This is a genomic window from Capnocytophaga sp. G2 (assembly GCF_035282625.1).
GTDB lineage: Bacteria > Bacteroidota > Bacteroidia > Flavobacteriales > Flavobacteriaceae > Capnocytophaga.
The window spans coordinates 51,986-76,983 of the sequence record NZ_JAYKBU010000003.1 but is presented as its reverse complement, the minus strand read 5'-3'; the positions used below and the strand labels follow the sequence as shown (position 1 = coordinate 76,983).

Genomic DNA, 24,998 nt, shown 5'->3' with positions numbered 1-24,998 from the left:
AAATTTAAATTATGAGAATTCTGCATACTGCCGATTGGCACTTGGGAAAAAAATTAAATCAATTCTCTCGCATGGAGGAGCAATGTGCTGTAATGGATGAAATCATTAAAATAGCCAATAGAGAGCATGTTGATGTTGTAATTATTGCAGGAGATTTGTTTGATAATTTCACTCCAAATACGGAATCTATAGAGCTTTTCTACAGAACATTAAAGCGATTATCCCCTAATGGTATTCGCCCTATTATTGCCATTTCAGGAAATCATGACGCTCCTAAACTTATTGAAGCTCCTGACCCTTTAGCTCGTGAATGTGGAATTATCCTTATAGGTCAACCCAATGTTCAAGTAACTCCCTTTGAAACAGAGCATTTCAAAGTCCTGCGATCAGCTAGGGGATTTATAGAACTTCAAATAGAAAAATATAACTATCCTCTAAGAATCTTACATACTTCTTATGCCAATGAATCACGATTGAAACAAGATTTAGGTGAAGATAAACCATTAGGAATTAATAATTTATTAGCCAAAAACTGGGAATTATTAGCACATGAATTCTGTGACAATAAAGGAGTCAATATTCTTACTGCACATCTATTTATAAATCCAAAAAATGGAGAACCTTTAGAAGAACCTGAAGGAGAGCGACCTATCAGAATAGGAAATGCTGATATGATTTATTCCGATGCTATTCCTAGTGAAATACAATATACAGCTTTGGGTCACTTGCATAATTTCAAAAATATTGGTAGCAAAGAAAAACCTATTGTATACTCCTCTTCTCCTCTCTGTTATAGTTTTAGTGAGGCAGGTCAAGAAAAATATGTAGTTATCGTTGATGCTCAGCCCAATAAAGAAGTGACTTTTTCAAAAGTTGCTTTGCATAGTGGAAAACAATTAATACGCAAAACCTTTCATACAGTGGATAATGCTATAAGTTGGTTAGAGAAACATCCAAATACTTGGTTGGAACTAACCATTGAATTAAAAGAATTTCTAAAGGCTGTAGACAGGAAGAAACTCTACAATGCTCATTCAGGAATTGTATATCTCATTCCAAAACTCCTTACGGAAGAATCCAATAAAATTCACAATGGATTAACTTTTCAAGATATTAATTTTCAAAATGTCATTCCTTTATTTGAAAAATATTTCAAATACAAAAATAATGGCATTGCTCCTAATAAAGAAATTATTAATTTATTTAAAGAAATTCTATCAGCTCAATAATGTTACCTTTATATCTTACCATAGAAGGGATTTATTCCTATCAAAAAAGACAAGAAATTGATTTTTCTCTACTTACAGAAGCTGGATTATTTGGTATTTTTGGAGCAGTAGGTTCAGGAAAATCCTCTATCTTAGAGGCTATTACCTTTGCTCTTTACGGACGAACTGAACGCTTAAATAGTGTTAATGATAAAAGAAATTATAACATGCTAAATCTCAAATCAAACCGTTTCTATATTGATTTTGAGTTCCTTAATTTTGAAAATAAAATATTTCGTGTAGTAAGAGAATATAAGCGTAACAGTAAGAATTTCAATGATGTAAAAAGCCCTACTGTACAGTTCTATGAAAATAAGAACAAACAATGGATTCCTTTAGAGAATGCTAACCCACAGGATATCATAGGATTAAGCTATAATAATTTCAAGCGAACTATCATTATTCCTCAAGGACAATTTAAAGAATTTTTAGAACTTGGCGCCAAGGATAGGACTGAAATGATGAAGGAAATCTTTAATCTACAAAAATTTGATTTATCAGAAAATATAGCAAAAATAAAGAAAGAAAATGGCGAAAAACTAAGTTTTAAAGAAGGACAACTTAAGGGACTTGATGAAATAAATGAAGAAAATATCCAATTTCAGAAAGAAAAACTTGATTTAGAAAAAGAAAAACAAAAAACCTTAAAAACACAATTCATATATATAAAAAGCCAATATGAACAACTCAAAATTCTGAAATCAGATTATGAACTCTTAAACAAAAAAAAGGATGAATTTTCTTCCCTTGATAAACAAAAAGTTATTATTGATGCATTAGAGATAAAAGTAAATACCTACGAAAGAATAGAAAGACTATTTAAAAACTTATTAGATAATAAAGAAAAGATACAAAATGAAGTAAATTCATATAAAGTTAAAAAGGAGACAGAAGTTACTAAACTTAAGGAAATAAGAGAAAAAATTGCGAACCTTAATCAAAGAATTGAATCCATACAAAAGAAATTTAATCAACTCTCTCAAACAAAAATAGTAGAAGATGATTTAAAACAAATACTATCTATCATTCCTTTACAAAAAGAACTAATAACTGAGGAAGAAAATGCCCAAAAAGGAAAGAATATAATTGAGGAAGAAGAAAGAATGCTTAAAGAGCAGAAAAAAACTATATCTTCACTTGAAATTAATATAGAAACTCTTAAGAAACAACAAATAGATAATAAAATACTTTTAGAGGTAGGTAATTGGTATGAAAAGTATCATATTTTAAAAGAAAATAGAAATAAGCAAATAAATAAGATAAGTACTTTAAAAAAACAATTACAGGATATTTCAAAGGATTTAGATACATTTACTTCATTAAAAAATGAGATTCCCTCAGATTATAAAGAAAAAATAGATAAAAGAAAAGAACTCTTACAGAATGAGAAACAAACTCTTAGCCAGAAAATAAGCCAACTTGAAGTACAATGTCAGTTAGCACATTATTCACAAGGACTTCATAAGGGAGTTCCTTGCCCTTTGTGTGGTTCATTAGAACATCCTCATATTCCTCTTTTTGAAGATGTAAGTAATGAGATAGCATCTGCTAAAGAATCAATAAAAAATATCGAAATAAAACAGGAAAGGTTACAACAAACACTCTTTCAAATAGAAAAATATATTGATAGAAAAAAAATATTTGATGCTCAACTTTCTTCAGAGAGGAATATATTTACACAAATAGAGAAAGACATTTCGGAACATACTAGAAATTTTACATGGAAAGAATTTTCTATTGATGATCATTCTCTTTACTTACAAAAGCAGAAGCTTGCAGCTGATCTTGAAAGTAAAATCGAAGAGAAAGAGACATCCCACAAAAAAATATTAAAAGAAGTAGAAAACCTTCAGGAAAAATTAAAAAAATATAGAGATAGGCTTAGCAATATTCACAAAAATATAGCTTCTTTACAAGGAAATATTTCAAGTAAAAAAGAAAATATCAAGATACTTTCCTTTAATGATTATCTAAAAAAAGAATATACCTTGATTGAAAAAGAATATCAAGAGAGGTCTCTTTCAAACAAACAAACAGAGGAAATATACCTAACATTAACAGAGGAAAAAAATAATATAATTCCTTTAGAATCACAGTATGATGCACATTTGAAAAATACTAATGAACTCCTTGACAAATGGGAGGAAGAACTCTCTTCCACGGAAAATACTTTAGAAAAAGTACTCAAACAAGAGCAGATAAAGTTTGAAGATGTAAAAACTATCCTAAGTACACCTATAGCTATTGAAGAGAATCAAGTAAAAATACAAACATTTCGGGTTCATTATAAATCATTGCAAGAGCAAATCAAAGAATTAGAAATGAAATTTAATCAAAAATCATTTAGTTACCAAGTATTTAATGATATAGAAAGCCAATATTCAAGTAAAGAACAAGAGATAAAGATTAATAATGATACCTGCGTAAAAATAGAAAGTGAATTGGAACGCTTGAAAAAAGCCTACATTACAAAGAAAGAGATTATAAAATCTGTAGAATACTACAAGCAACGTAATGAAAATATAAAACTCTTAGATAATATTTTCAGAGGACAAGGATTTGTTCAATATATTTCCTCTATTTATCTGCAGCAACTTTGTGAATATGCTAATATACGTTTTCAGCAAATGACTCGAGGTCAATTAAGCTTACAGCTAAATGAGAATAATGAATTTGAAATAATAGATTATCTCAATGAAGGACGAAGCAGAAGTGTGAAGACTCTCTCTGGAGGGCAGGCTTTTCAAGTTTCCTTAAGTCTTGCTTTAGCTTTAGCTGAAAGTGTACAAAGCAATGCCAAAGCAGATAAGAATTTCTTTTTCATAGATGAAGGTTTTGGTACTCAGGATAGTGAATCTATTAATATTGTATTTGAAACAATCACTAATCTATTGAAAGATAATCGTATCGTAGGAATTATCTCTCATGTGGAAGAACTCAAGGAGCGTATCCCTATTTCACTAACAGTTACAAAAGATTCTGAGAAAGGTAGCCTTATAAATATGTCATAAATAGTCTTCGATGACACAAAAAGAGAAATTTTGTCAGTTAAATTCCTATATTTAATAGTAAATACCATGAATTTTATTGAAATTGAACGAAAATTTTTAGTTAGAAATACAGATTTTATTTCTCAATCACACAAAAACACCCAAATTATACAAGCTTTTCTCAATACAGACCCCTGTAGAACAGTACGGGTACGATTAAAAGGAGAAAAAGGATATCTTACCATTAAAGGAGAAAGTACTAATGGAATCAGCAGGTTCGAATGGGAAAAAGAAATTTCCGTTAATGATGTCTACACTTTATTACCTTTATGTGAACCTTTCTCTATTGAAAAGACTCGTTATGAAGTACTCATCAATCATTCTCTTTATGAGGTAGATGTATTTCATGGTGAAAATGAGGGGCTTATTATTGCTGAAATAGAATTAGACAATGAGTATCAATTCTTTGAAAAACCTTCTTGGATTGGCTTAGAAGTTACTGGAGATACTCGTTATTACAATAGTTATTTAAGCAAAAATCCTTATAAGAATTGGAAACAGTAGCCCTATATAATCACTGACAAATTGACATATTTGTTAGGTTGGCATACTTTATGCTTACAGAGAATACAGATTTATAAAATAAATAGAATAAATATGAGTGTAAAATTAAAACCATTAGCCGATAGAGTGCTAATAGAACCAGCACCCGCTGAAACGACTACCGCTTCTGGAATTATTATTCCTGATACTGCTCAAGAAAAACCACAAAGAGGAAAAGTGGTTGCTGTAGGAGCAGGAACTAAAGAAAATCCTGTAACCCTTAAAGTGGGAGATGAGGTTCTTTATGGGAAATATGCAGGAACCGAACTTAAATTGGAAGGGAAGACTTACCTTATCATGCGTGAGAGCGATGTATTAGCAATTGTATAAATTTAAAAAATAAAAGAATATGGCAAAAGATATAAAATTTGATATTGATGCACGTGATGGCTTAAAAAAAGGAATAGATGCCCTTGCCAATGCAGTGAAAGTAACATTAGGTCCTAAAGGACGTAATGTAATTATTAGCAAATCATTCGGTGCCCCTACGGTTACTAAAGATGGAGTTACTGTAGCTAAAGAAGTAGAACTTCCTGATGCTCTTGAAAATATGGGAGCACAAATGGTAAAGGAAGTAGCCTCTAAGACCAATGATCTTGCAGGTGATGGTACTACTACTGCCACTGTACTTGCACAGGCTATTGTAAGAGAGGGGCTTAAAAATGTAGCTGCAGGTGCTAATCCCATGGATTTAAAAAGAGGTATTGATAAATCCGTAAATGCTATCGTAAATGAATTAGCGAAGCAAAGTCAAAAGGTAGGTGATTCTATTGATAAAATTCGTCAAGTAGCTGCTATCTCTGCTAATAATGATGATACTATAGGAGAACTTATTGCTGATGCATTTAAAAAAGTAGGTAAAGAAGGAGTTATTACGGTAGAAGAAGCTAAAGGAACTGATACTTATGTGGATATCGTTGAAGGTATGCAGTTTGATCGTGGCTACCTCTCCCCTTACTTTGTAACCAACTCTGAGAAAATGATTGCAGAGCTTGAGAATCCTTTTATCCTTCTATATGATAAGAAAATATCTGCTATGAAGGATTTATTACCTATCCTAGAACCTGTTGCACAATCTGGTAAGTCACTCCTTATTATTGCAGAAGATATTGATGGTGAAGCCTTGGCTACTTTAGTAGTAAACAAACTTCGTGGTGCCTTGCGTATTGCCGCTGTAAAAGCTCCTGGTTTTGGTGACCGTCGTAAAGCAATGCTTGAAGATATTGCTATCCTAACAGGAGGTACCGTAATTGCTGAAGAAAGAGGATTCACACTTGAAAATGCTACTATAGATATGCTTGGTCATGCAGAACGTGTATCTATTGACAAAGATAATACCACTATCGTAAATGGTGCTGGTAAGAGTGAAGATATTCAAGCTCGTGTAGGGCAAATTAAAGCTCAAATAGAAGTAACTACTTCTGATTACGACAAAGAAAAACTTCAAGAACGTTTGGCTAAATTAGCAGGCGGAGTAGCTGTCCTTTATGTAGGAGCTCCTTCTGAAGTAGAAATGAAAGAAAAGAAAGACCGTGTGGATGATGCTCTTCATGCAACTCGTGCAGCTGTAGAAGAAGGTATCGTAGCTGGTGGTGGAGTAGCTCTATTACGTGCTAGAAATGTACTTAACAAAATTAAAACAGACAATAGTGATGAAATTACCGGTATCCAAATCGTATACCGCGCTGTAGAATCTCCTCTACGTACTATTGTAGAAAATGCTGGAGGTGAAGGTTCTGTAGTGATTGCCAAAGTATTAGACAGCAGAAATTCTTTTGGTTATAATGCTAAATCAGAAAAGTATGTAGATATGTTCCGTGCTGGTATCATTGATCCTAAGAAAGTTACCCGTGTAGCTTTGGAAAATGCAGCCTCTATAGCTGGAATGATTCTTACTACCGAATGTGCCTTAGTTGATATTAAAGAAGATACTCCTGCCGCACCTCCTATGGGTGGAGGTATGCCTGGAATGATGTAATCAATACATCATATATAAATCTTAAAACCCGTCATTCCTTTGGCGGGTTTTTCTTTATGAATTAAGAATCAGTCTTTTTTACTTTATTATCTTTAACAAATTATTTACAATAACAAGATGGAAAAATAAAAAAAATATAGTATTTTTGTTTCTCAAATTTATTATATATAATACTGATAATCAATATTACACCGTATAGTATTAATTATCAATTATCTAAAAAGACTTTTTTATGTACTTAATCTTTGATACGGAAACTACTGGACTCCCTCGCAACTACAATGCTCCCATTAGCGATAGCGAAAACTGGCCTCGTGCAGTACAAATTGCTTGGCAATTGCATGACCATAAGGGACAGCTTTTAGAACATAAAGATTTTCTGATAACTCCTGATGGCTTTACCATTCCCTACGATGCCGAACGTATCCATGGTATCTCTACAGAATTGGCTACGAAGCGGGGGGTGAGTATCCATCATGTATTTGAGGAATTCGAGAAGGCTCTCGCCAAGACACAGTACATAGTAGGACAAAATATAGGTTTTGATATCCATATCATGGGGGCAGAATTCTATCGTTATGGAGTAAGTTCTGTCCTATCCAAACTCCCCGTACTTGATACCTGTACCGAACTCACTGCTGAGTTATGTAGAATTCCCGGAGGACGTGCTGGAAAGTTTAAATATCCGAACCTTACCGAACTACATGAATTCTTATTTGGCACTCCTTTTGCTGAAGCACATAATGCTACCGCTGACGTAGAGGCGACTGCTCGTTGTTTTTTTGAACTTCTTCGTAGAGGCGAAGGATTCTCCCCCTCACAAGTTTCTGAACAAGCAATAAGGCTTATTCAGGAAAAATATCTCTCCCCTATTCCCCTTTGGGGCTTACATCATATCAACTTGAAAGTAGCCTCAGAGAAATTAAAAAGCAAGGAAGATATCTCATTATCAGCAACAGAACTTACCGAGAACCTTACTCTCTTACAGTCTGCTCCTTTTGCACACTTACATAACCACTCTCAACATTCTGTATTACAGTCTACTGCCTCCATAGCCGATTTGGTAACAGCAGCTGCCAAAGAAAACATGCCTGCTGTAGCTCTTACTGATCATGGTAATATGATGGGGGCTTTTCACTTTACCAAAGAAGTAGCCAAGCATAATAAAGAAGCTAAGGCTAAAAATGCCAAATTGGAGGAGGAAGGAAAACCTGCCACCCATACCTTAATCAAGCCTATTATAGGTTGTGAGTTCTATATATGCGAGAATCACTTAGATAAGACTAAGAAAGACAATGGATATCAGGTTGTTCTCTTAGCAAAGAACAAAGACGGATACCAGAACTTAATCAAAATGGCTTCTATTGCTTATACAGAAGGCTTCTACTATGTTCCCCGTATAGATAAAGGAATTGTAGAACAGTATAAAGATCAATTGATTGTCCTCTCCGGAAACCTACAGGGGGAAATTCCTTCTAAGATACTGAATTTAGGAAACCGACAAGCGGAAGAGGCTCTACTGTGGTGGAAGGAACACTTCCAAGAGGACTTCTATATAGAACTTATGCGACATGGACAAGAGGACGAAAACCGTGCCAATGCCGTTCTTATAGAATTGGCTAAAAGGCACGGAGTCAAATTGGTTGCTACCAACAACACTTATTATATCAGCCCTCAGGATGCCAATGCGCATGACATTTTACTCTGCGTGAAGGATGGGGAAAAACAAGCCACTACCATTGGACAGGGACGCGGCTTCCGCAATGGGTTGCCTAATGAAGAGTACTACTTCAAATCCTCCCAGCAGATGAAAGAACTCTTCAAGGATATCCCTGAAGCCATTCTTTCTATTAAGGAAATTATTGATAAGATAACCCCTTATGAATTGGCTCGCAATATTCTCCTTCCTAAATTTTCCATTCCCAAGGAATTCCAAGTGGAGAGCGACCCTACTGGCAAGAAGGGAGAGAACAAATACCTCAGACATCTTACCTACTTAGGCGCCAAAAAACGATATAAAGAACTCACCGATGAGATTCGAGAGCGTATTGATTTTGAACTTTCTATTATAGAAAAAACAGGATATCCTGGTTACTTTCTCATTGTGGAGGATTTCATCACTGCCGCACGCAATATGGGTGTTTCGGTAGGACCTGGTCGTGGTTCTGCTGCAGGCTCTGCTGTGGCTTATTGTTTAGGAATTACCAATATTGACCCTATTAAATACGATCTGCTTTTTGAGCGTTTTCTCAATCCTGACCGTGTAAGCATGCCCGATATTGATATTGACTTTGAGGATGACGGACGTGGACGTGTTTTGGACTATGTGATTGGCAAATATGGTGCCAATCAAGTTGCTCAAATAGCCACTTATGGAACTATGGCTGCAAAGTCCTCTATACGTGATACTGCTCGAGTTCTGGACTTGCCGCTGAAAGAAGCCGACCAGATAGCCAAACTGATTCCTAATATCTCTCTTAAGAAAATCTTTTCCCTTACCGATGAGGAACTTAAAGAAAAGGTAGGTAGTGACTTACCAAAAATTGATAAACTCAAGAAAATCGCTGAGGGACATGACCTCTCAGCCAAAACTGTCCAACAGGCTTGTATCTTGGAAGGATCAGTACGCAATACAGGCATCCATGCCTGTGGAGTCATCATCACCCCTGACGATATTACCAACTTTGTTCCTGTGATGCTCGCCAAGGATTCGGACTTATTTGTTACTCAGTTTGACAACTCTGTCGTAGAGAGTGCAGGTCTCTTGAAGATGGACTTCTTGGGACTGAAAACCCTTACCATTCTCAAGGATGCCGTATCTTTAATCCAAAAACGACACGGATTTGAGTTAGACATAGATCATATTCCCTTGGATGACAAGCCTACTTATGCCCTTTTCCAACGAGGTGAGACTATAGGAATTTTCCAATATGAGTCCCCCGGTATGCAAAAATATATGCGTGAACTTAAACCTACCGTCTTCGCCGACCTAATCGCTATGAATGCCCTCTACCGTCCGGGACCTATGGACTATATTCCAAGTTTTATCCATCGCAAACAAGGTATAGAGCCTATCACCTATGACTTGGCTGATATGGAAGAATACCTCAAAGACACCTACGGTATCACCGTATACCAAGAGCAGGTAATGCTTCTTTCCCAAAAATTAGCAGGATTCACCAAGGGAGAAGCCGATAAGCTAAGAAAGGCGATGGGAAAAAAACTCAAAGATGTCTTAGCTGAAATGAAGCCTAAGTTTATTGAAGGTGGCCGAAAAAAAGGGCATCCTGCTGAGGTCTTGGAGAAGATATGGAAGGACTGGGAAGCCTTTGCCAGCTACGCCTTTAACAAATCACACTCTACTTGCTATGCGTGGATTGCCTACCAAACGGCTTATCTCAAGGCAAATTATCCTGCCGAATTCATGGCGGCAGTACTCTCCAACAATATGAATGACATCAAGTCCATCAGCTTCTTCCTTTCTGAATGCCATCGTATGGGTATCAAGGTGCTCAGTCCTGATGTGAACGAATCCGAGTACAAGTTTACTGTCAACAAAGAGGGGGCAATACGCTTTGGAATGGGAGCCGTCAAGGGATTGGGTAAGGCTGCTGTGGATACTATCGTAGAGACACGAAAATCAGGAGCTTACCAATCCATCTTTGATATGGTAAAGCGCATAGACCTCAAGTCGGCTAACAAGAAGGCTTTCGAGAGTCTAGCCTTAGCTGGTGGGTTCGATTCCTTCCCTGAGGTACACCGCGCACAATTCTTCCACCAAGAGCCTTCGGAGAATATGGTTTTCTTAGAAAAAATACTCCGCTACGGTGCCAAAGCACAAGAAAGCGCCAAATCCATACAGTTAAGCCTCTTTGGAGACAGCCCTGAAACACAAATCCCTGAACCAAAAATGCCCTATACTGAAGAATGGAGTCCAATGGAAAAGCTCCGTCGAGAAAAAGAAGTAGTGGGTATCTATATCTCTGGACACCCTTTGGATATCTTCAAATACCAACTGCAATATCTCTGTAACAAAGAAGTGATAGAACTATCTGGGGGGCTTGAAGGACTGGAAAACCAAGTAGTACGATTCGGAGGTATCATCACCAAGACAGAACATAAGACCAGCAAGACAGGTAAAGGATGGGGAATCTTCACCATAGAAGACTATAGCGGTGTAGCTGAATTTCGTATCTTTGGCGAAGAATATCTTAAGTTTCGCCATTTCCTATCCGAAAATCAATTTGTCTTCATCAAGGCTTACATCTCCACAGGTTATATAAACAAAGAAGGACAACAAAGTGCCCCTAAGATAAACTTTACTTATATTGATTTCTTAGAAAATGCACTAAGTAATATTCATAAATTACAAATTGCCACAGATGTCCAACAGGTTAATAAAGAGAATTTAAATTTTTTCAAGAGTTTTCTAAAAGAATTCAAGGGAAATACTCCTATTAGCTTTCTTATTATAGGAAGAAATGGTGAAAAAGAGATTGAACTACCCTTAAATAGCTACTATTCTAAGGTAACTATCAGCAAAGAACTCTTTGACAGGCTCTCGGCTACCACTATGCTATATCGTATTAATGATGAGACACGTTGGTTGAACAAAATACGAGAGGAAGAAGAAATCACTCCCTTAGAAGAAGAATTCATAATGGAAGAGAACTTTGAAAGTGAAGAATGAAGAATGTCCGGCGCCACCTCTATAGTTACAGTAACTATTGGATGTCGTACGGTCCAAAAACAGCCCTAAGAAACCATCCCAAACACTATTTCAAGAATCCTATTAAAATTTAACATTAATTCCTAATTAAATTCAAATATTTTCATTATTTTTGCTGTCTAAAGACACCTAACTATAAAATTTAATTTTTCTATGATAAATTTGCGTAACTCACTGAAAATTCGTAACTTTGTTATTCTAAATAATCTTTATTTAGCACAGCACAGCACAGCACAGCACAGCACAGCACAGCACAGCACAGCACAGCACAGCACAGTTCAGCACAGCACAGCACAGCACAGCACAGCACAGTTCAGCACAGCACAGTTCAGCACAGCACTTTATTAAGTAGCTGGTTGTCAGTGTATATTTTAACGAGTAAGCCTGCTCGCGGAATTTCCTGCGAGTAGGTTTGCTTTTTTTATTATCTAAAGAATCTAACATATCCGTTATCCGAAGGACGAAAAGGTTATAAAAGGCGTATCCCGAAAAGCCTATAAGAGAGTAGGGATATTTTATTAAGTTATGAATTCTAAAAGTAACATTTCTTCCTTACAAGAAGCTGTCAATCAGATAGAAGAAGAGAAACTATTAATACAAATCAAACAACTTATACAGCAAGAAAATTATGTAGAAGCATTCCCTACTTTAGAAAAAGCTTCTATATTAGGAAATGCAGAAGCCATGTATATATTAGGCGAGTTATATTTTGAAGGTAAATATATAGAAAAAGATTTATCAAGAGCCTTTGAATATTACAAGCAAGCAAGTGAGAAAAAATATCCTAAAGCATTATATGAATTAGGAATGCTATATTTAAGAGGAGAAATAGTCAATAAAAATATAGCTAAAGCTGAAGAATTTATTAAAAAATCTGCAAAATATGGAGATAAAAGAGCTTTAGAGATACTCGATAGAATGGGAGTTAATATAATGAATATATCTGTTGAATCTTCTCAAAATGATGAAGAAAAATATGATATTATACAAGAAAAAGACACAATAGAATCAGATAAAAAAGGTACATTAAGTAATGTATTTATCTCAACTTTTCTTTTAGCTATAGTCATTTTCTTTGTTATTTTCTCATTAGGAATACCTTTTTTAAGTTCTAATAAAGTAGATAGTTATGGAAACAACAGTATCTATTTGGATCATAGCAAAATAAGAGAAGATGCTGCTCTTATTGCCCTTGTTACTACTCTTATAGGAACAGGTATAGGTTTTATAGGTATGCTTATTGTATATTTTAAGCCTAAAATATCTGTAATAAATTATGTTTTTTTCGTTTTTGTTGCCATATGGTTACCTACTTTTACGATTTTTTATATAAAGGATGGTTTTTCAAACAAAGATGATACAATGGCTTTTGGGGGATTAACTTTTATCTATTTGATAGTACTTACTATTACAAATTTATTTATTAAAATATCTAAATACAAAAAACCTATTATCAAGTTCTAATATATAATTCACTTATAAAATAAATCTTAGAAATGGCAGTAAGTAGTACTAAAAAACTTCCTATTTTAAAAATCCAACTAGCTGAAAAAGAATATTATTTAAGATAATTATGAGTAAGTCTGTTTTAGAAATGGAAGCTAATCAGGCAAGAGCTTTTATTGGTATGAAAAATCCTGCGAACCGGCTCATTTTAAAGAACTCTCTATAGGGTGTAAAATTTAAATAATCTAAAAAATGAATAATATGTTGAACAATTTTTCTGGTCAAACATTTGTTGCCTTTATTGATATTTGTGGATTTAAGGCAATGATGAATGAAAATAAAGCTTTTTATGCTTTAGATAAGTTTTATCAAATTGGTTATGATGAATTACAAACCTGTCGTGACATAAATGGAATTTTTATTTCTGATTGTGGTACTTTATATGTTACAAGAGATACTTCAAAAGAAGAGAAATTAGAAATTTTATTAAGAATTGTAAAATCAATCAATCTGAAAATGTTGGAAGCCAATTATATGCTAACAACAAATATTGCCTATGGTGATTTCTCCTATCAGGAGAGAAGAGGATTTAATGGAATATCAAAAAACCTTATGATGGGGTATGCTTATGTGAAGGCTTTTTTAGATAGCCAAGCAAAGCCTAAAATAGATGTAGGAGAATGCAGAATTTTGAAAGAAGATATAGAAGAAGATTTTTTTGATAACCCTCATTTATGTCCAAGAGGGAAATATTTCTACTATTATTGGAATGTAGAAGATCCTGAAAAAATTGATCTATTCAAAAAAGATTATAAAGATAGTAGATATATTGGAGCTTTACAAGTATTAAAGGATTATTCAAATAGAAGTTTATGAAAACTATTACAATTATTCTTAGTTTTTTACTCACAACCTCTCTTTTCTCCCAAGTGAAGAAAGAGGTAGATAATGGTGTCTGGGTTACTTTCCCTAATACACCTATATACCAGACAGAGCAAGGAGCTCGGCAATATATAACCCAAACAGATAATGCTATTTTTATGGCTATCATAGCTGATGTCCCTCGTAGAGCGGAGTATCTTATGGCTGAGAAAAACTTCTCTGAAGCTGAGAAAAAAGAGGTTGCAGAAAGTTTTCTTAATCATTTTATACAAGGAGCTTTAGCTAATTCTGAAAGTGAACCTGAAATACAATCTATCAAAAAAGGTAAGTTCTATGGGAAAAAATATAGTTTTTCTGCAATTAATCCTATGAATGGAGAAGTTACTAATAGGGGGAATGTTATTCTATTTGTCCGCGGTAGGGCTGTCTCTTTCCAATGTATTCTTATGAATGACAGTCAAAAAGCTTATACAGAAAAGAATACTTTCCTAAGCTCTATTTCAGTAAAACAATAAAGAAGACAAGAGAAAGAACTTATCAAAATATATTGGAATAACGGAGGATGGTTAGATGGCAGCCATTTATTCCCTATTGATATCAGCGATGGTACAGCTTTTTTCATAGATGATAGGGGCTACAAATATAGAGTGGAATTGGATTAATCTACCTACTAAAAATATCATTTTTTTACTCCCTTTAGCCTTTTCCTCTCTCCAAAATCACCTCACTAAGCTTTTGGGTAAGTGCCTTTCTATGATAGGCACCAAGGGAGGTGGGCTGGGTATGGAGTTGATTTGCCTTATATAGGGTATAGTAATGGGTAAGGGCTTGCTTAATAGCGGGAGCATCGGTTACCAAAAGAGTAATACCCGTATGGGTCTGAGCGATGATTTCTCTCACATCCCACTGCGAGTAGCCCAAGGCAAGAATAGGACGTTGTGCAGCCATATACTCAAAGAGCTTTCCTGGAATAATGCCTTCTGTCTTAGGGTGATTGATTTCCAAAAGAAGTAATAACTGAGAGCTTCGCTGTAGCGCCAGTGCGTCGGTATGACTTAGATACCCCTTGTACTCCAAGGAGGAGCTAAGCCCATATTTCTCTATGGTAACAAAGACTTCCTCACTTACCTTCCCCGCCAAGCATATACGTAAATCCTGCCTAAAGGCAGGGCTTTCTGCTGCCATGGCTCCCAATACCTGCCAAAGGGTTTCTGGGTTGCGCTCTGAGAGTAAGGAGCCTATGTGGGAGAGCATAAAGTAGGGAGATAGGGGAACTTCCTCCCCGAAGGTATCATCATAGCCATTGGTGATAAGTACAATGGGCTTTGAGGTCTTTGCGGTAAATTCCCGCTGGGTGCTGGGACTGGTTACGATAATAGTATCGGCGCTCTGGAGTACCTTGCGCTCTAAGGCGAGGTGCTTCTGGGCTGACCTCTCGGTAAGTCTAAGTTGGGAATGGTAACCTATATTCGTCCACGGGTCGCGAAAGTCGGCTATCCATCGTAGGGTAGGGTATTTTTCTTTTAGGTGTAACCCTATGAGGTGTATGCTATGAGGGGGCGCTGTGGTGATAATAGTATCTATGCCCTGAGTAGTAATATAGTCAGACAAATACTTCACTGAGGGACGTACCCATAGTACCCGAGCATCGGGGATAAAGAGATTCCCACGTACCCATAGCAGACACTTGTCCACCCATGAGAGCTTCTTGGTAGGGATAATCCCTGCACTGATCTTCTTTGTTTTCTCTTTGGAAAAGAGGGAGGCCAAGCCGTAGGGTTCCCATATCTTCGTCCGAAGTAAAGTCAGGTCTTGGGGTAGGTCATCGGCTATATGGGCATCTACCATAGGATAAGTAGGATTTTTTGGGGTATATATGATAGGTTCTATCCCAAAATCACGTAGGTACTTGACAAATTTTAGCCAACGCTGTACGCCAGGACCTCCTGCTGGCGCCCAATAATAGGTGACTATCAGTACTTTTTTCATCTGCGGCATGCCCTAATGGCTAATGTGTTTCGGCAAAATTTCTTACAGAAGCTAGTTCCTTATATTTTTTACGGGCTTCTTCAGCAGGAGAACCAAAATAAGTCTGGTTGCCTTCTAAGGATTTGGTCACACCACTCTGCGCCAGAATAACTGCTTTTTCGCCTATGGTCACCCCGCTGGTGATACCCACCTGTCCCCATAGGGTTACCCTATCCTCTATCACCACACATCCTGCGATGCCCACTTGGGAAGCAATTAGGCACTCCTCCCCTACTACCGTATCATGACCTACATGCACATGGTTATCTATTTTCGTTCCTCGCTTGATAGTGGTATCGCCTGTTACACCTCTATCTATCGTACAGAGTGCTCCCAAGTCCACATGATCTTCTATCACTACACGCCCGCCAGAGAGAAGCTTATCAAAGCCTTCAGGTCGTTTTTTATAATAAAAAGCATCGGCACCAAGAGTGGTTCCTGAGTGGATAGTTACCTCATCACCTATCACACAATGGTCATAGATAGTAACATTAGCATGGATGAGACAGTTCTTACCTATCACTACATGGTTACCTATGAAAGCCCCTGGTTGAATGATAGTATTTTCACCTATTTTTGCAGTGGTTGCTACAAGGGTGGTTGCTTTCTCAAAAGGCCTAAAGAAGCGGGTGAGCTTATTGAAATCACGAAAAGGATCCTCGGAAATAAGTAAGGCTTTTCCCTCAGGGCAAGGTACCTCCTTGTTAATGAGTACTACAGTAGCCTTGGATTGTAGCGCTTTATCATAGTACTTAGGATGGTCTACAAAGACAATATCTCCCTCCCGCACTACATGTATCTCATTCATCCCCAATACGGGAAAATCTTTATCACCTATATAGCGGCTGCCAATAATCGTGGCTATTTGTTCTAAAGTATAGGGTTGCGGAAATTTCATTTTATTTCTTGCTATTTGGGTACAAAGATACAGAAAATATAAATACATAAATAGTGAATTTTTTATTAAAAAAAGTGATAGATTATTGTTAATAAATTTAGTTTACTTACCTATTACTTTTAATTTATTTATCACTACCTTTGCTAAGAGAATGCGAGTGTTTTTTATCAATGAATAGTAAAAGGAATAGAATCATTAATATATTGAAAATCAGTATTATTATTGGTTTTCCTATCATATTACAATCTTTTGCTAATCATCGTAACAATATTAGGAAAATTCAAAAAGTGGACATTACTCGCTTAGGAAGTCCTAAGAACATTCAGTATATTACCAATGATGCTATTGAAAATTTGCTGTTTTCAATAAAGAATCCAGAAGAATACCTTACTAAGGAGATAAATATCAACTTATTAGAAAAAAGATTGGATGCTAATCCTATGGTAGAAAATGCTGATATCTACTTAACTATTGATGGTATTGTAAAGGTTATTGTAAAGCAGCGTGAGCCTATTGCAAGAATCGTCAATAATGATCAATTCTACTATATGGATATGCAAGGTAAGCAGATGCCTCTTTCAAATGCTTATTCTGCAAGAGTACCCATCGTTCGTGGCATTACAGAAACTGTATGGGAAGACACTCATCTTATTCTCTCCTATATATACAAGGATAACTTCCTAAAAGAGAATATAGTAGAAGTTATTGCCGATAAAGGAGTGTTCTATGCCAAACTAAGAGGAGCCGATTTTTTAGTCTGCTTAGGAAACGCTCAAGATATTTCCCTAAAATTCAATAATCTGAAAGCTTTTTATAGAAAAGCCTCCAAAGATCATTTCTTAGACAGATATACAATGATAAATCTACAATACAATAATCAAGTTGTTTGTACAAAGCCCTCTTCAGCAGAAGAGGATAATTAGTGAATTTGTTAAAAAACACAAAATATAATTTAAGGAAACGCAAAAATAATTATCAGAGATGAAGATAGATGCTAAAATGAATCAGAAAAAATATATTGCAGGAATTGACATAGGAACTACTAAAATCGTTGCTATTATTGGTAGCGAGAACCAATATGGTAAGTTAGAAATTTTAGGATATGGCAAAGCTAAAAGTCAAGGTATTGCTCGTGGCATGGTAGGCAATATCGGAAAAACCATTGACTCCATACAACAAGCTGTCGCACAAGCACAAGCCAAAGCAGGAGTTTCCATCTCAGAAGCATACGTAGGAATTGCTGGACAACATATCCATAGTGATAAAGCCTCTGATTACATTATTCGAGAAAATGCTGATGAGATGATCACTGTTAAGGATTTAGAAGCTCTTTGCTTACGTGTAATGAGTATGAAAAATATGTTTCCTGGTGAAGAAGTAATCCATATTCTCCCTCAAGAATACAAAGTAGATGGGCAGGATGATATTCATGATCCTATTGGCATGGTTGGTTCTCGCTTGGAAGGAACTTTCCATATTGTTACAGGACAAGTGGCTCCTATCAAGAATATTCACCGCTGCGTAACCAAAGCTGGTGTTGAACTAAAAGGGCTTACTTTAGAGCCTATAGCTTCTTCTGCTTCTGTATTAAGCGAAGAAGAGAAAGAAGCAGGGGTAGCTTTGGTAGATATAGGTGGAGGAACTACTGACTTGGCTATTTTTAAAGAAGGATACATTCGCTATACTGCTGTAGTTCCTTTTGGCGGAAATATCATAGATAAAGATATCAAAGAAGGTTGTGGAGTCTTTGACAAACAAGCAGAATTATTGAAAATTAAGTTCGGCTCTGCTTGGCCTGAATATACTAAGGAAAATGAAGTTATCAATATTCAAGTTCTCAAAGATAGAGAACCCTTAGAAATACAAGTAACGAACTTAGCTCGTATTATCCGTTGCCGTATGGAAGAGATTATTGGAGCTATTTTCAATGAAATTAAAAACTATGGTTATGATCAACCCCGAAAAAAACTAATAGCAGGAATTGTCCTCACTGGAGGAGGAAGTGAGTTAAAGGATTTGCGACAATTAGTAGAATATGTAACCGGACTTCCTACACGCATTGGACTTCCTAATGAACACTTAGCCAGCAATACCTCTACTGAATTGGAATCACCTATCTATGCTACTTCCATAGGGTTATTGTTAGATGCTATAGAAAGAGAACGCTCAGAAGGACAACGTATTGATTTCTCTCAAATACATGGAGAGCTTACTTCCAATGAAGCACATACTGTACTGACTCCTGAAATGGAGCAACCTAAAGAGGAAACTCCTATTATCCCTCCTACTATAAATAATATTTCTGAAATGGAAAAAGAGGAGAAAAAAGAAGAGGAAGAAGAAAGTAAATCCGAGAATAAGAACTTTTTAAGATCAATATCTGAAAAATTTACGGAATTCTTTAAAACAATGGAGTAATTTTGGATTAATTTGCATGACTAAATACAAAAAGATAGTGGATTGTACTTGTTTCTATACAATATAATCCCTATTTTTATACAATAATACCTCTAAAAATAGAACCTTATGAAACAAAGCTCTGCATCTTTTAATGATTTTGAAGCATTTTTAAATAAGTTTATTGATAAAACTATTTCTTTTTTACCTAATTTAATAGGAGCTATTATTCTCTTTGTTGTGGGAATATGGGTGTGTAGGATTATCAGAAAGTTTGTAAAACGTATCATGATAAGCCGAAGCGTTGATACCACAATCCAGAACTTTGTGAACGAACTACTCAGATGGATTCTTTACATTATCCTCTTCCTAACTGTTATCCAGAAAATAGGAGTTCCCGTTTCCTCCTTCTTAGGAGCTTTAGCTGCTGCTGGTGTAGCCGTAGGTCTTGCTTTGCAGGGCTCTCTCTCTAACTTTGCGGGAGGAATTATGCTCCTTATTCTCAAACCTTTTCGTATAGGAGATTCTATAGAGACGAAAGGTCATATTGGTAATGTTGAACGCATAGGAATGTTCTATACTACCATTATTAAGTTTGGAAACGAACAGGTAATGATTCCCAACGGGCCTCTCTTCTCTGATAATATTGTTAACTATTCTCGAACTAAGAAACGACGAGATAAAATTATAGTGGGTATTGGCTATGGTTCTGACCTTAAAAAAGCAAAAGAAATACTATATACTTTAGCAAAAGAGTGTCCCACAGCCTTACAGGATCCTATGCCTATTGTATATGTGGAAGAATTAGCGGATAGTTCCGTCAATCTCTCTTTACGTGTGTGGTCAAATACTGAGAATTATTGGGATACTCATTTTTATTTAGTAGAACAAATGAAATTGAGCTTTGATAAGGAAAATATTGAGATTCCTTTTCCTCAAACAGATGTTCATATTATACCCAATTAATTTTTAATTTTATAATTTTTAATAAATATATGTCAACTATTTTAGTAACAGGAGGCTTAGGTTTTATTGGTTCTCATACCGTTGTAGTTCTCCAGCAAGCAGGGTATGAAGTCATTATTATTGACAACTTATCCAATTCCTCTATTGAAGTAAAGGACAGAATCGCTCAAATTACAGGTAAAGCTCCTACTTTTGAACAATTAGACCTTAGAGAAAAGGGGAAAGTACAAGATTTCTTCCATCGCTACCCCAATATTGACGGAGTAATCCACTTCGCTGCCTCAAAAGCAGTAGGTGAAAGTGTTAAAAAACCTCTTTTGTATTATGAAAACAATATAACTTCCCTTATATATATTCTTCAGGAACTCCAAAAAAGGGAAAATACAGCCTTCATTTTTAGTTCTTCTTGCACTGTATATGGTCAAGCAGACAAGCTCCCTGTAACGGAAGACGCTCCTTTCAAACAAGCAGAATGTCCTTACGGAAACACCAAACAAATCAATGAAGAAATCATCCGTGATACTTGTGCTGTACAACCCAATATCAAGGCAATTTCTCTACGCTACTTTAATCCTATTGGAGCTCATGAATCTGCCCTTATAGGAGAGCTCCCCAATGGAATTCCTCAGAATTTGATTCCTTATATTACACAGACAGCTATTGGGTTACGGGAAATTGTCTCTGTATATGGTGATGACTACCCTACTCCTGATGGCACTTGTATTCGAGATTATATTCACATAGTTGATTTAGCCGAAGCTCATCTGGCTGCCCTTGAACGACTTTTACAAAATAGAAATTCAAGTAATTATGAAGTGTTCAATATAGGAACTGGAAAAGGGAGTTCTGTATTAGAAGTTATCAAAGCCTTCGAAAAAGCAAGTGGGCAAACCCTTCCCTATAAGATAGTAGGACGTAGAGAAGGAGATGTCATTGCCGCTTATGCCGATACTCAAAAAGCAAATAAGGAACTCCAATGGAGGGCTAAGCTATCTCTTGAAGAAGCACTTCTTTCTGCTTGGAATTGGGAGAAAAAATTACGAAATAAAAATGCTTAATTTTATTATTTATGAGAATAAATCAAATATTTTATCTAACAATTATCTCCCTATTAGGAGTGATTGTTCATGCTCAAGAAAAATCCTTGGCTACTCTTATTAATGAGAAAGATGCTTTCCTTGTAGATGTGCGTACTGAAAAGGAATTTAACCAGGGAAGTGCTCTAAATGCCATAAACATTCCTTTAGATCGTGTAGAAAAAGAACTTTCTCAATTTCAAGGAAAGAGCAATATTATCCTATTCTGTAGAACAGGGAAACGTGCTGAAGCCGCCAGAAAACTCCTTTTAAAGCACCAAATACAAGCTGTCAATGGGAAAGGTTATCTCTTTGTTAAAAGCCTACAAAAGGAAAATTTAATGGACAGGCTTTCTTATCGTACTGATAAGCAAACTGTATCTGTGATAAAAAATGGAAAAGGAATCAAACAGGTAGGTGTAGCCTTGGGAAAAGGAGCAATCCTTAAAAAACATACTACAGATGTTCCTGCCTTCCTTGTCATGATTAAGGGGGAAGTACGCTTCCTTATCAATGGAGAAGAAATTCTTCTAAAGGCATTGGATACCTATAATATTCCTGCCAATGTAGAACATGAACTTATAGGCGTTGAAGACGAAAACCTTTTTATACTCACCAAATCAAAGTATTTTCAAGAGTAAACCAGAATTATACTCTACTTCCTAACAAAGAGAGGCTACTTTTTTTCGGGTAGCCTCTCTTCATATATTATATTCTTTTACTTTTATTGAATAAACTCTTTTAGTTGTTGTATATACCAATCATAGTCGTCATACATGATAAAATGGAGCCCCTTATTGGCATATCTAAGTTCTTTCTTAGGCAACTTTGCGTATTGTTGTTCTATTTTATTTTTTGAAAAGCTAAAAACAGACTCTAATAAGACTAAAGTAGGCACCTGTATCTGTTGTATCTCCTCTCTGAGATCTGTATTAGATAGTTCACAGACCATTTTTGCAATAGTTTCCCTATCTGAATCTACACTCCATTGTACTATTTGTGGTACTTTCTCCTTGTTTTCAGTATAGTAAACCATTAATGATGTTTGTGCTTGCTGGAAAGCCTCCTTGGACATACTTGTTAATTCCTTGATAGTAGGAGTACAATCCTTATTGGGATCTACTTTAAAGTTGTCATTGGAAAGGGCAGCAAGCGCAGGTAGTGCATCTACCACTACTATTTTCTGCAATAGTTTAGGTGCTTTTGCCCCTATTTTCATAGCAAGTACTCCTCCTAAACTGTGTCCTACAATCACAGGATTCTTAATTTTTTCCTTTTTAATATAAGAGATAATGGTATTTGCCCAATACTCTACACTGGGATTTTTTACTGGAGGAGTCCCTGCAAATCCTGCTAAGGTAAGCAGATAACAGGTGTGATTAGAGCTAAGTTCTTTTACGGTATCTTGCCATACTTCACTAGAACAGGCAAGCCCTGGAATAAATAAAATAGAATTCCCTTTATTCCCTATTTTTTGTACTGAGAAAGGAACTTGTCCATAACTCGACAAAGGCAATATGAATAAAAGAAAAAGGAAAGTGATAATACTATTTTTCATAATAGAATAAAAATTTATATCTTCTTCATTTGTTCTTGCATCATTCTAATTTGATCTTTAAGTAAATTCTGTTTATCTAATTTTTTAGCTTGTGTCAAGAACTCTTGAGCCTCTCTTTTTCGTCTCTTTTGCATTGATATTCCTGCCAGACTCAACCTTGCCATAGCTTCATCATATTTCATATTTAACCCATATTTTAAGGCGGTACGGAAATATTTTTCAGCTTGAGTAAGATTAACCTGTGATGTAATTATTCCATACAAATAATTATAATATCCTCTTTGTTTCTTTATAAGAGCAGTTTCAGGATTCTTTATATAATCAAGCCATTTCTTAGTTCCTGCTACATCTTGCTTACGGAGCCTTAAAAAAGCCAATATAAGAAATTCATTTTTGAAATAAAATAATACTGGAAAAAGAGAAAGAAGTATCAAAAAAATCCCATTTCCAATATTTCCCAAGCTAAATTGATAGATAGCAAATGCAAAAATAAGCACTGCTATAACTATTTTAATATATCTGTGAAACATTTCTATGTAAAAGGTAGATTAAAAAATAGTCGGGATGACTGGACTCGAACCAGCGACCTCACGCACCCCATACGTGAACGCTACCAACTGCGCTACATCCCGATCAAATCACTTCCGATTTGCAAGTGCAAAGATACACATTTTTTCTAAACTAAAAAAATATTTTTCACTCCTATTCCCGTATTTTTAAAAAATTAATTCTCAATAAATTAATGTATAGTCAAAAAAATAAGCTGCTAACTAATAGAATTATTTACAGTTAACAGCTTCTAAAATTAAACTTAATCAAATACATCCACTTACTCTACAAAAAGAGGTCTATCATACATATATTTATTTACTTTTTGAGCTATACTTTCTAATAACTTCTCATCCTTAGCATGGGTAATAACCTCATCTATATAATTGGCTATAACTTCCATATCACCTTCTTTCAAGCCCCGTGTAGTAATCGCTGCCGTACCCAAACGGATACCACTGGTTACAAAAGGACTCTTATCATCAAAAGGTACCATATTTTTATTGGCTGTGATATCGGCTTTTACCAGAGCTGTTTCTGCTTCCTTACCACTGATATTCTTGTTTCTAAGGTCAATGAGCATCAAGTGGTTATCAGTACCGCCTGAGACGATATTGTAGCCTTTTCCCACTAAGAGCTGTGCCAATTTCTTGGCGTTCTTTTGTATCTGAATTGTATAATGTAAGAAATCATCAGAGAGTGCTTCCCCAAAGGATACTGCCTTCGCAGCAATAATATGTTCCAAAGGTCCTCCTTGGTTTCCTGGAAATACAGATAGGTCTATTAGGGAAGACATCTTCCGAATCTCCCCTTTAGGTGTCTTAGCACCAAAAGGATTTTCAAAATCTTTTCCCATCATAATCATACCTCCTCGCGGACCACGAAGTGTTTTATGAGTAGTCGTAGTAACAAAATGGCAATGAGGGATGGGGTCATTCAGTAAGCCTTTAGCGATAAGCCCTGCTGGATGTGCAATATCAGCCATAAGGAAAGCTCCCACATTATCCGCTATTTCTCTAAATCTCTTAAAATCAATATTACGTGAGTAAGCTGAATAACCTGCTATAATCATTTTAGGTTTTTCTCTTTGAGCAATTTCAGCTATTTTATCATAATTCAAAAGTCCTGTTTCTTTTTCAACTCCATAAAAAATAGGTCTAAAAAGCTTACCAGAGAAGTTCACTGCAGCACCATGAGTGAGGTGCCCTCCATGAGAAAGGTCAAAGCCTAAGATTTTATCACCTGGAGTAAGGCATGCTGCATATACAGAGGCATTTGCCTGAGAACCACTGTGAGGTTGCACATTTACATATTCTGCTCCAAAGAGAGCCTTAGCACGATCTATAGCTAATTGCTCTACTTGGTCTACTATTTGACATCCTCCATAATAGCGCTTTCCAGGATATCCTTCTGCGTACTTATTGGTGAGTACAGAACCTGCTGCCTCCATTACTTCAGGACTTACAAAGTTCTCAGAGGCAATAAGTTCTATACCTCTTAATTGTCTTTCTTTCTCCTGTTGGATAAGATCAAAAATCTGTTGGTCTCTTTTCATAGGAAATAAATATTTTTATTTTATGTGGTGCAAATATAATACTTTTTTTACTGATTAACTACTTTTCCTCTTTGT

General features: G+C 35.7%; 20 protein-coding genes and 1 tRNA gene. 15 read left to right on the top strand and 6 right to left on the bottom strand.

Annotated elements, in window-relative coordinates; translation table 11 throughout:
• Positions 1 to 11: 11 nt before the first annotated feature.
• The 10 genes from VJJ03_RS02805 to VJJ03_RS02760 all read left to right on the top strand — a co-directional run bounded on the left by VJJ03_RS02805 (position 12) and on the right by VJJ03_RS02760 (position 14,411).
• Entirely contained in the window at positions 12 to 1,229 is a 1,218-nt protein-coding gene (locus VJJ03_RS02805) for an exonuclease subunit SbcD (RefSeq protein ID WP_323973707.1), read from the top strand.
• Entirely contained in the window at positions 1,229 to 4,279 is a 3,051-nt protein-coding gene (locus VJJ03_RS02800) for an SMC family ATPase (RefSeq protein WP_323973705.1), read from the top strand. The genes VJJ03_RS02805 and VJJ03_RS02800 overlap by 1 nt, the downstream gene beginning before the upstream one ends.
• 66 nt (positions 4,280 to 4,345) lie before the next feature.
• On the top strand, positions 4,346 to 4,822 hold the full coding sequence (locus tag VJJ03_RS02795) for a CYTH domain-containing protein (protein WP_009745876.1): 477 nt from the start codon (positions 4,346 to 4,348) through the stop codon (positions 4,820 to 4,822).
• A gap of 93 nt (positions 4,823 to 4,915) precedes the next feature.
• Entirely contained in the window at positions 4,916 to 5,191 is a 276-nt protein-coding gene (locus tag VJJ03_RS02790; protein WP_009745875.1) for a co-chaperone GroES, read from the top strand.
• 19 nt (positions 5,192 to 5,210) lie between these two features.
• Positions 5,211 to 6,839 (top strand): chaperonin GroEL, encoded by a 1,629-nt coding sequence (gene groL / locus VJJ03_RS02785; RefSeq protein ID WP_009745874.1) that lies wholly within the window; start codon positions 5,211 to 5,213, stop codon positions 6,837 to 6,839.
• Positions 6,840 to 7,071: 232 nt separating this feature from the next.
• Complete coding sequence (gene dnaE / locus VJJ03_RS02780; RefSeq protein ID WP_323973703.1) at positions 7,072 to 11,529, top strand: DNA polymerase III subunit alpha; 4,458 nt, start codon at positions 7,072 to 7,074, stop codon at positions 11,527 to 11,529.
• Positions 11,530 to 11,721: 192 nt separating this feature from the next.
• Positions 11,722 to 11,916: a hypothetical protein gene (locus VJJ03_RS02775; protein WP_323973701.1), complete on the top strand. Its 195-nt coding sequence runs from the start codon at positions 11,722 to 11,724 to the stop codon at positions 11,914 to 11,916.
• A 177-nt stretch (positions 11,917 to 12,093) separates the two neighbouring features.
• On the top strand, positions 12,094 to 13,032 hold the full coding sequence (locus VJJ03_RS02770; RefSeq protein WP_323973699.1) for a tetratricopeptide repeat protein: 939 nt from the start codon (positions 12,094 to 12,096) through the stop codon (positions 13,030 to 13,032).
• A 243-nt stretch (positions 13,033 to 13,275) separates the two neighbouring features.
• Entirely contained in the window at positions 13,276 to 13,890 is a 615-nt protein-coding gene (locus VJJ03_RS02765; protein ID WP_323973697.1) for a hypothetical protein, read from the top strand.
• Positions 13,887 to 14,411 (top strand): hypothetical protein, encoded by a 525-nt coding sequence (locus VJJ03_RS02760; protein WP_323973695.1) that lies wholly within the window; start codon positions 13,887 to 13,889, stop codon positions 14,409 to 14,411. Before VJJ03_RS02765 ends, VJJ03_RS02760 begins: the two co-directional genes overlap by 4 nt.
• A gap of 181 nt (positions 14,412 to 14,592) precedes the next feature.
• On the opposite strand, the gene VJJ03_RS02755 is transcribed toward VJJ03_RS02760, so the two are convergent.
• Entirely contained in the window at positions 14,593 to 15,885 is a 1,293-nt protein-coding gene (locus tag VJJ03_RS02755) for a glycosyltransferase (RefSeq protein WP_323973830.1), read from the bottom strand.
• A 19-nt stretch (positions 15,886 to 15,904) separates the two neighbouring features.
• Positions 15,905 to 16,822, bottom strand: coding sequence for a UDP-3-O-(3-hydroxymyristoyl)glucosamine N-acyltransferase (locus VJJ03_RS02750; protein ID WP_323973693.1), 918 nt, complete (start codon positions 16,820 to 16,822; stop codon positions 15,905 to 15,907).
• A 203-nt stretch (positions 16,823 to 17,025) separates the two neighbouring features.
• On the opposite strand from VJJ03_RS02750, the gene VJJ03_RS02745 reads away from it, so the two are divergent.
• The 5 genes from VJJ03_RS02745 (at position 17,026) to VJJ03_RS02725 (ending at position 21,902) form a co-directional block, all read left to right on the top strand.
• Positions 17,026 to 17,745 carry a cell division protein FtsQ/DivIB gene (locus VJJ03_RS02745; protein ID WP_253908266.1) on the top strand — a complete coding sequence of 240 codons (720 nt, stop codon included), beginning with the start codon at positions 17,026 to 17,028 and terminating at the stop codon, positions 17,743 to 17,745.
• A gap of 76 nt (positions 17,746 to 17,821) precedes the next feature.
• Entirely contained in the window at positions 17,822 to 19,240 is a 1,419-nt protein-coding gene (gene ftsA, locus VJJ03_RS02740) for a cell division protein FtsA (protein ID WP_040358411.1), read from the top strand.
• Between the two features lie 108 nt (positions 19,241 to 19,348).
• On the top strand, positions 19,349 to 20,185 hold the full coding sequence (locus VJJ03_RS02735; RefSeq protein ID WP_323973691.1) for a mechanosensitive ion channel family protein: 837 nt from the start codon (positions 19,349 to 19,351) through the stop codon (positions 20,183 to 20,185).
• A 29-nt stretch (positions 20,186 to 20,214) separates the two neighbouring features.
• On the top strand, positions 20,215 to 21,243 hold the full coding sequence (gene galE, locus VJJ03_RS02730; protein ID WP_323973689.1) for a UDP-glucose 4-epimerase GalE: 1,029 nt from the start codon (positions 20,215 to 20,217) through the stop codon (positions 21,241 to 21,243).
• Positions 21,244 to 21,254: 11 nt separating this feature from the next.
• Positions 21,255 to 21,902, top strand: a complete 648-nt coding sequence (locus tag VJJ03_RS02725) for a rhodanese-like domain-containing protein (protein ID WP_040358412.1) — start codon at positions 21,255 to 21,257, stop codon at positions 21,900 to 21,902.
• A gap of 83 nt (positions 21,903 to 21,985) precedes the next feature.
• On the opposite strand, the gene VJJ03_RS02720 is transcribed toward VJJ03_RS02725, so the two are convergent.
• The 4 genes from VJJ03_RS02720 to glyA all read right to left on the bottom strand — a co-directional run bounded on the left by VJJ03_RS02720 (position 21,986) and on the right by glyA (position 24,923).
• Positions 21,986 to 22,819, bottom strand: a complete 834-nt coding sequence (locus VJJ03_RS02720) for an alpha/beta hydrolase (protein ID WP_323973687.1) — start codon at positions 22,817 to 22,819, stop codon at positions 21,986 to 21,988.
• 14 nt (positions 22,820 to 22,833) lie between these two features.
• Positions 22,834 to 23,349, bottom strand: coding sequence for a DUF2892 domain-containing protein (locus VJJ03_RS02715; protein ID WP_323973685.1), 516 nt, complete (start codon positions 23,347 to 23,349; stop codon positions 22,834 to 22,836).
• 29 nt (positions 23,350 to 23,378) lie between these two features.
• Positions 23,379 to 23,451 (bottom strand) — tRNA-Pro (locus VJJ03_RS02710).
• 197 nt (positions 23,452 to 23,648) lie between these two features.
• Positions 23,649 to 24,923: a serine hydroxymethyltransferase gene (gene glyA, locus VJJ03_RS02705; protein WP_323973683.1), complete on the bottom strand. Its 1,275-nt coding sequence runs from the start codon at positions 24,921 to 24,923 to the stop codon at positions 23,649 to 23,651.
• Positions 24,924 to 24,998 lie beyond the last annotated feature (75 nt).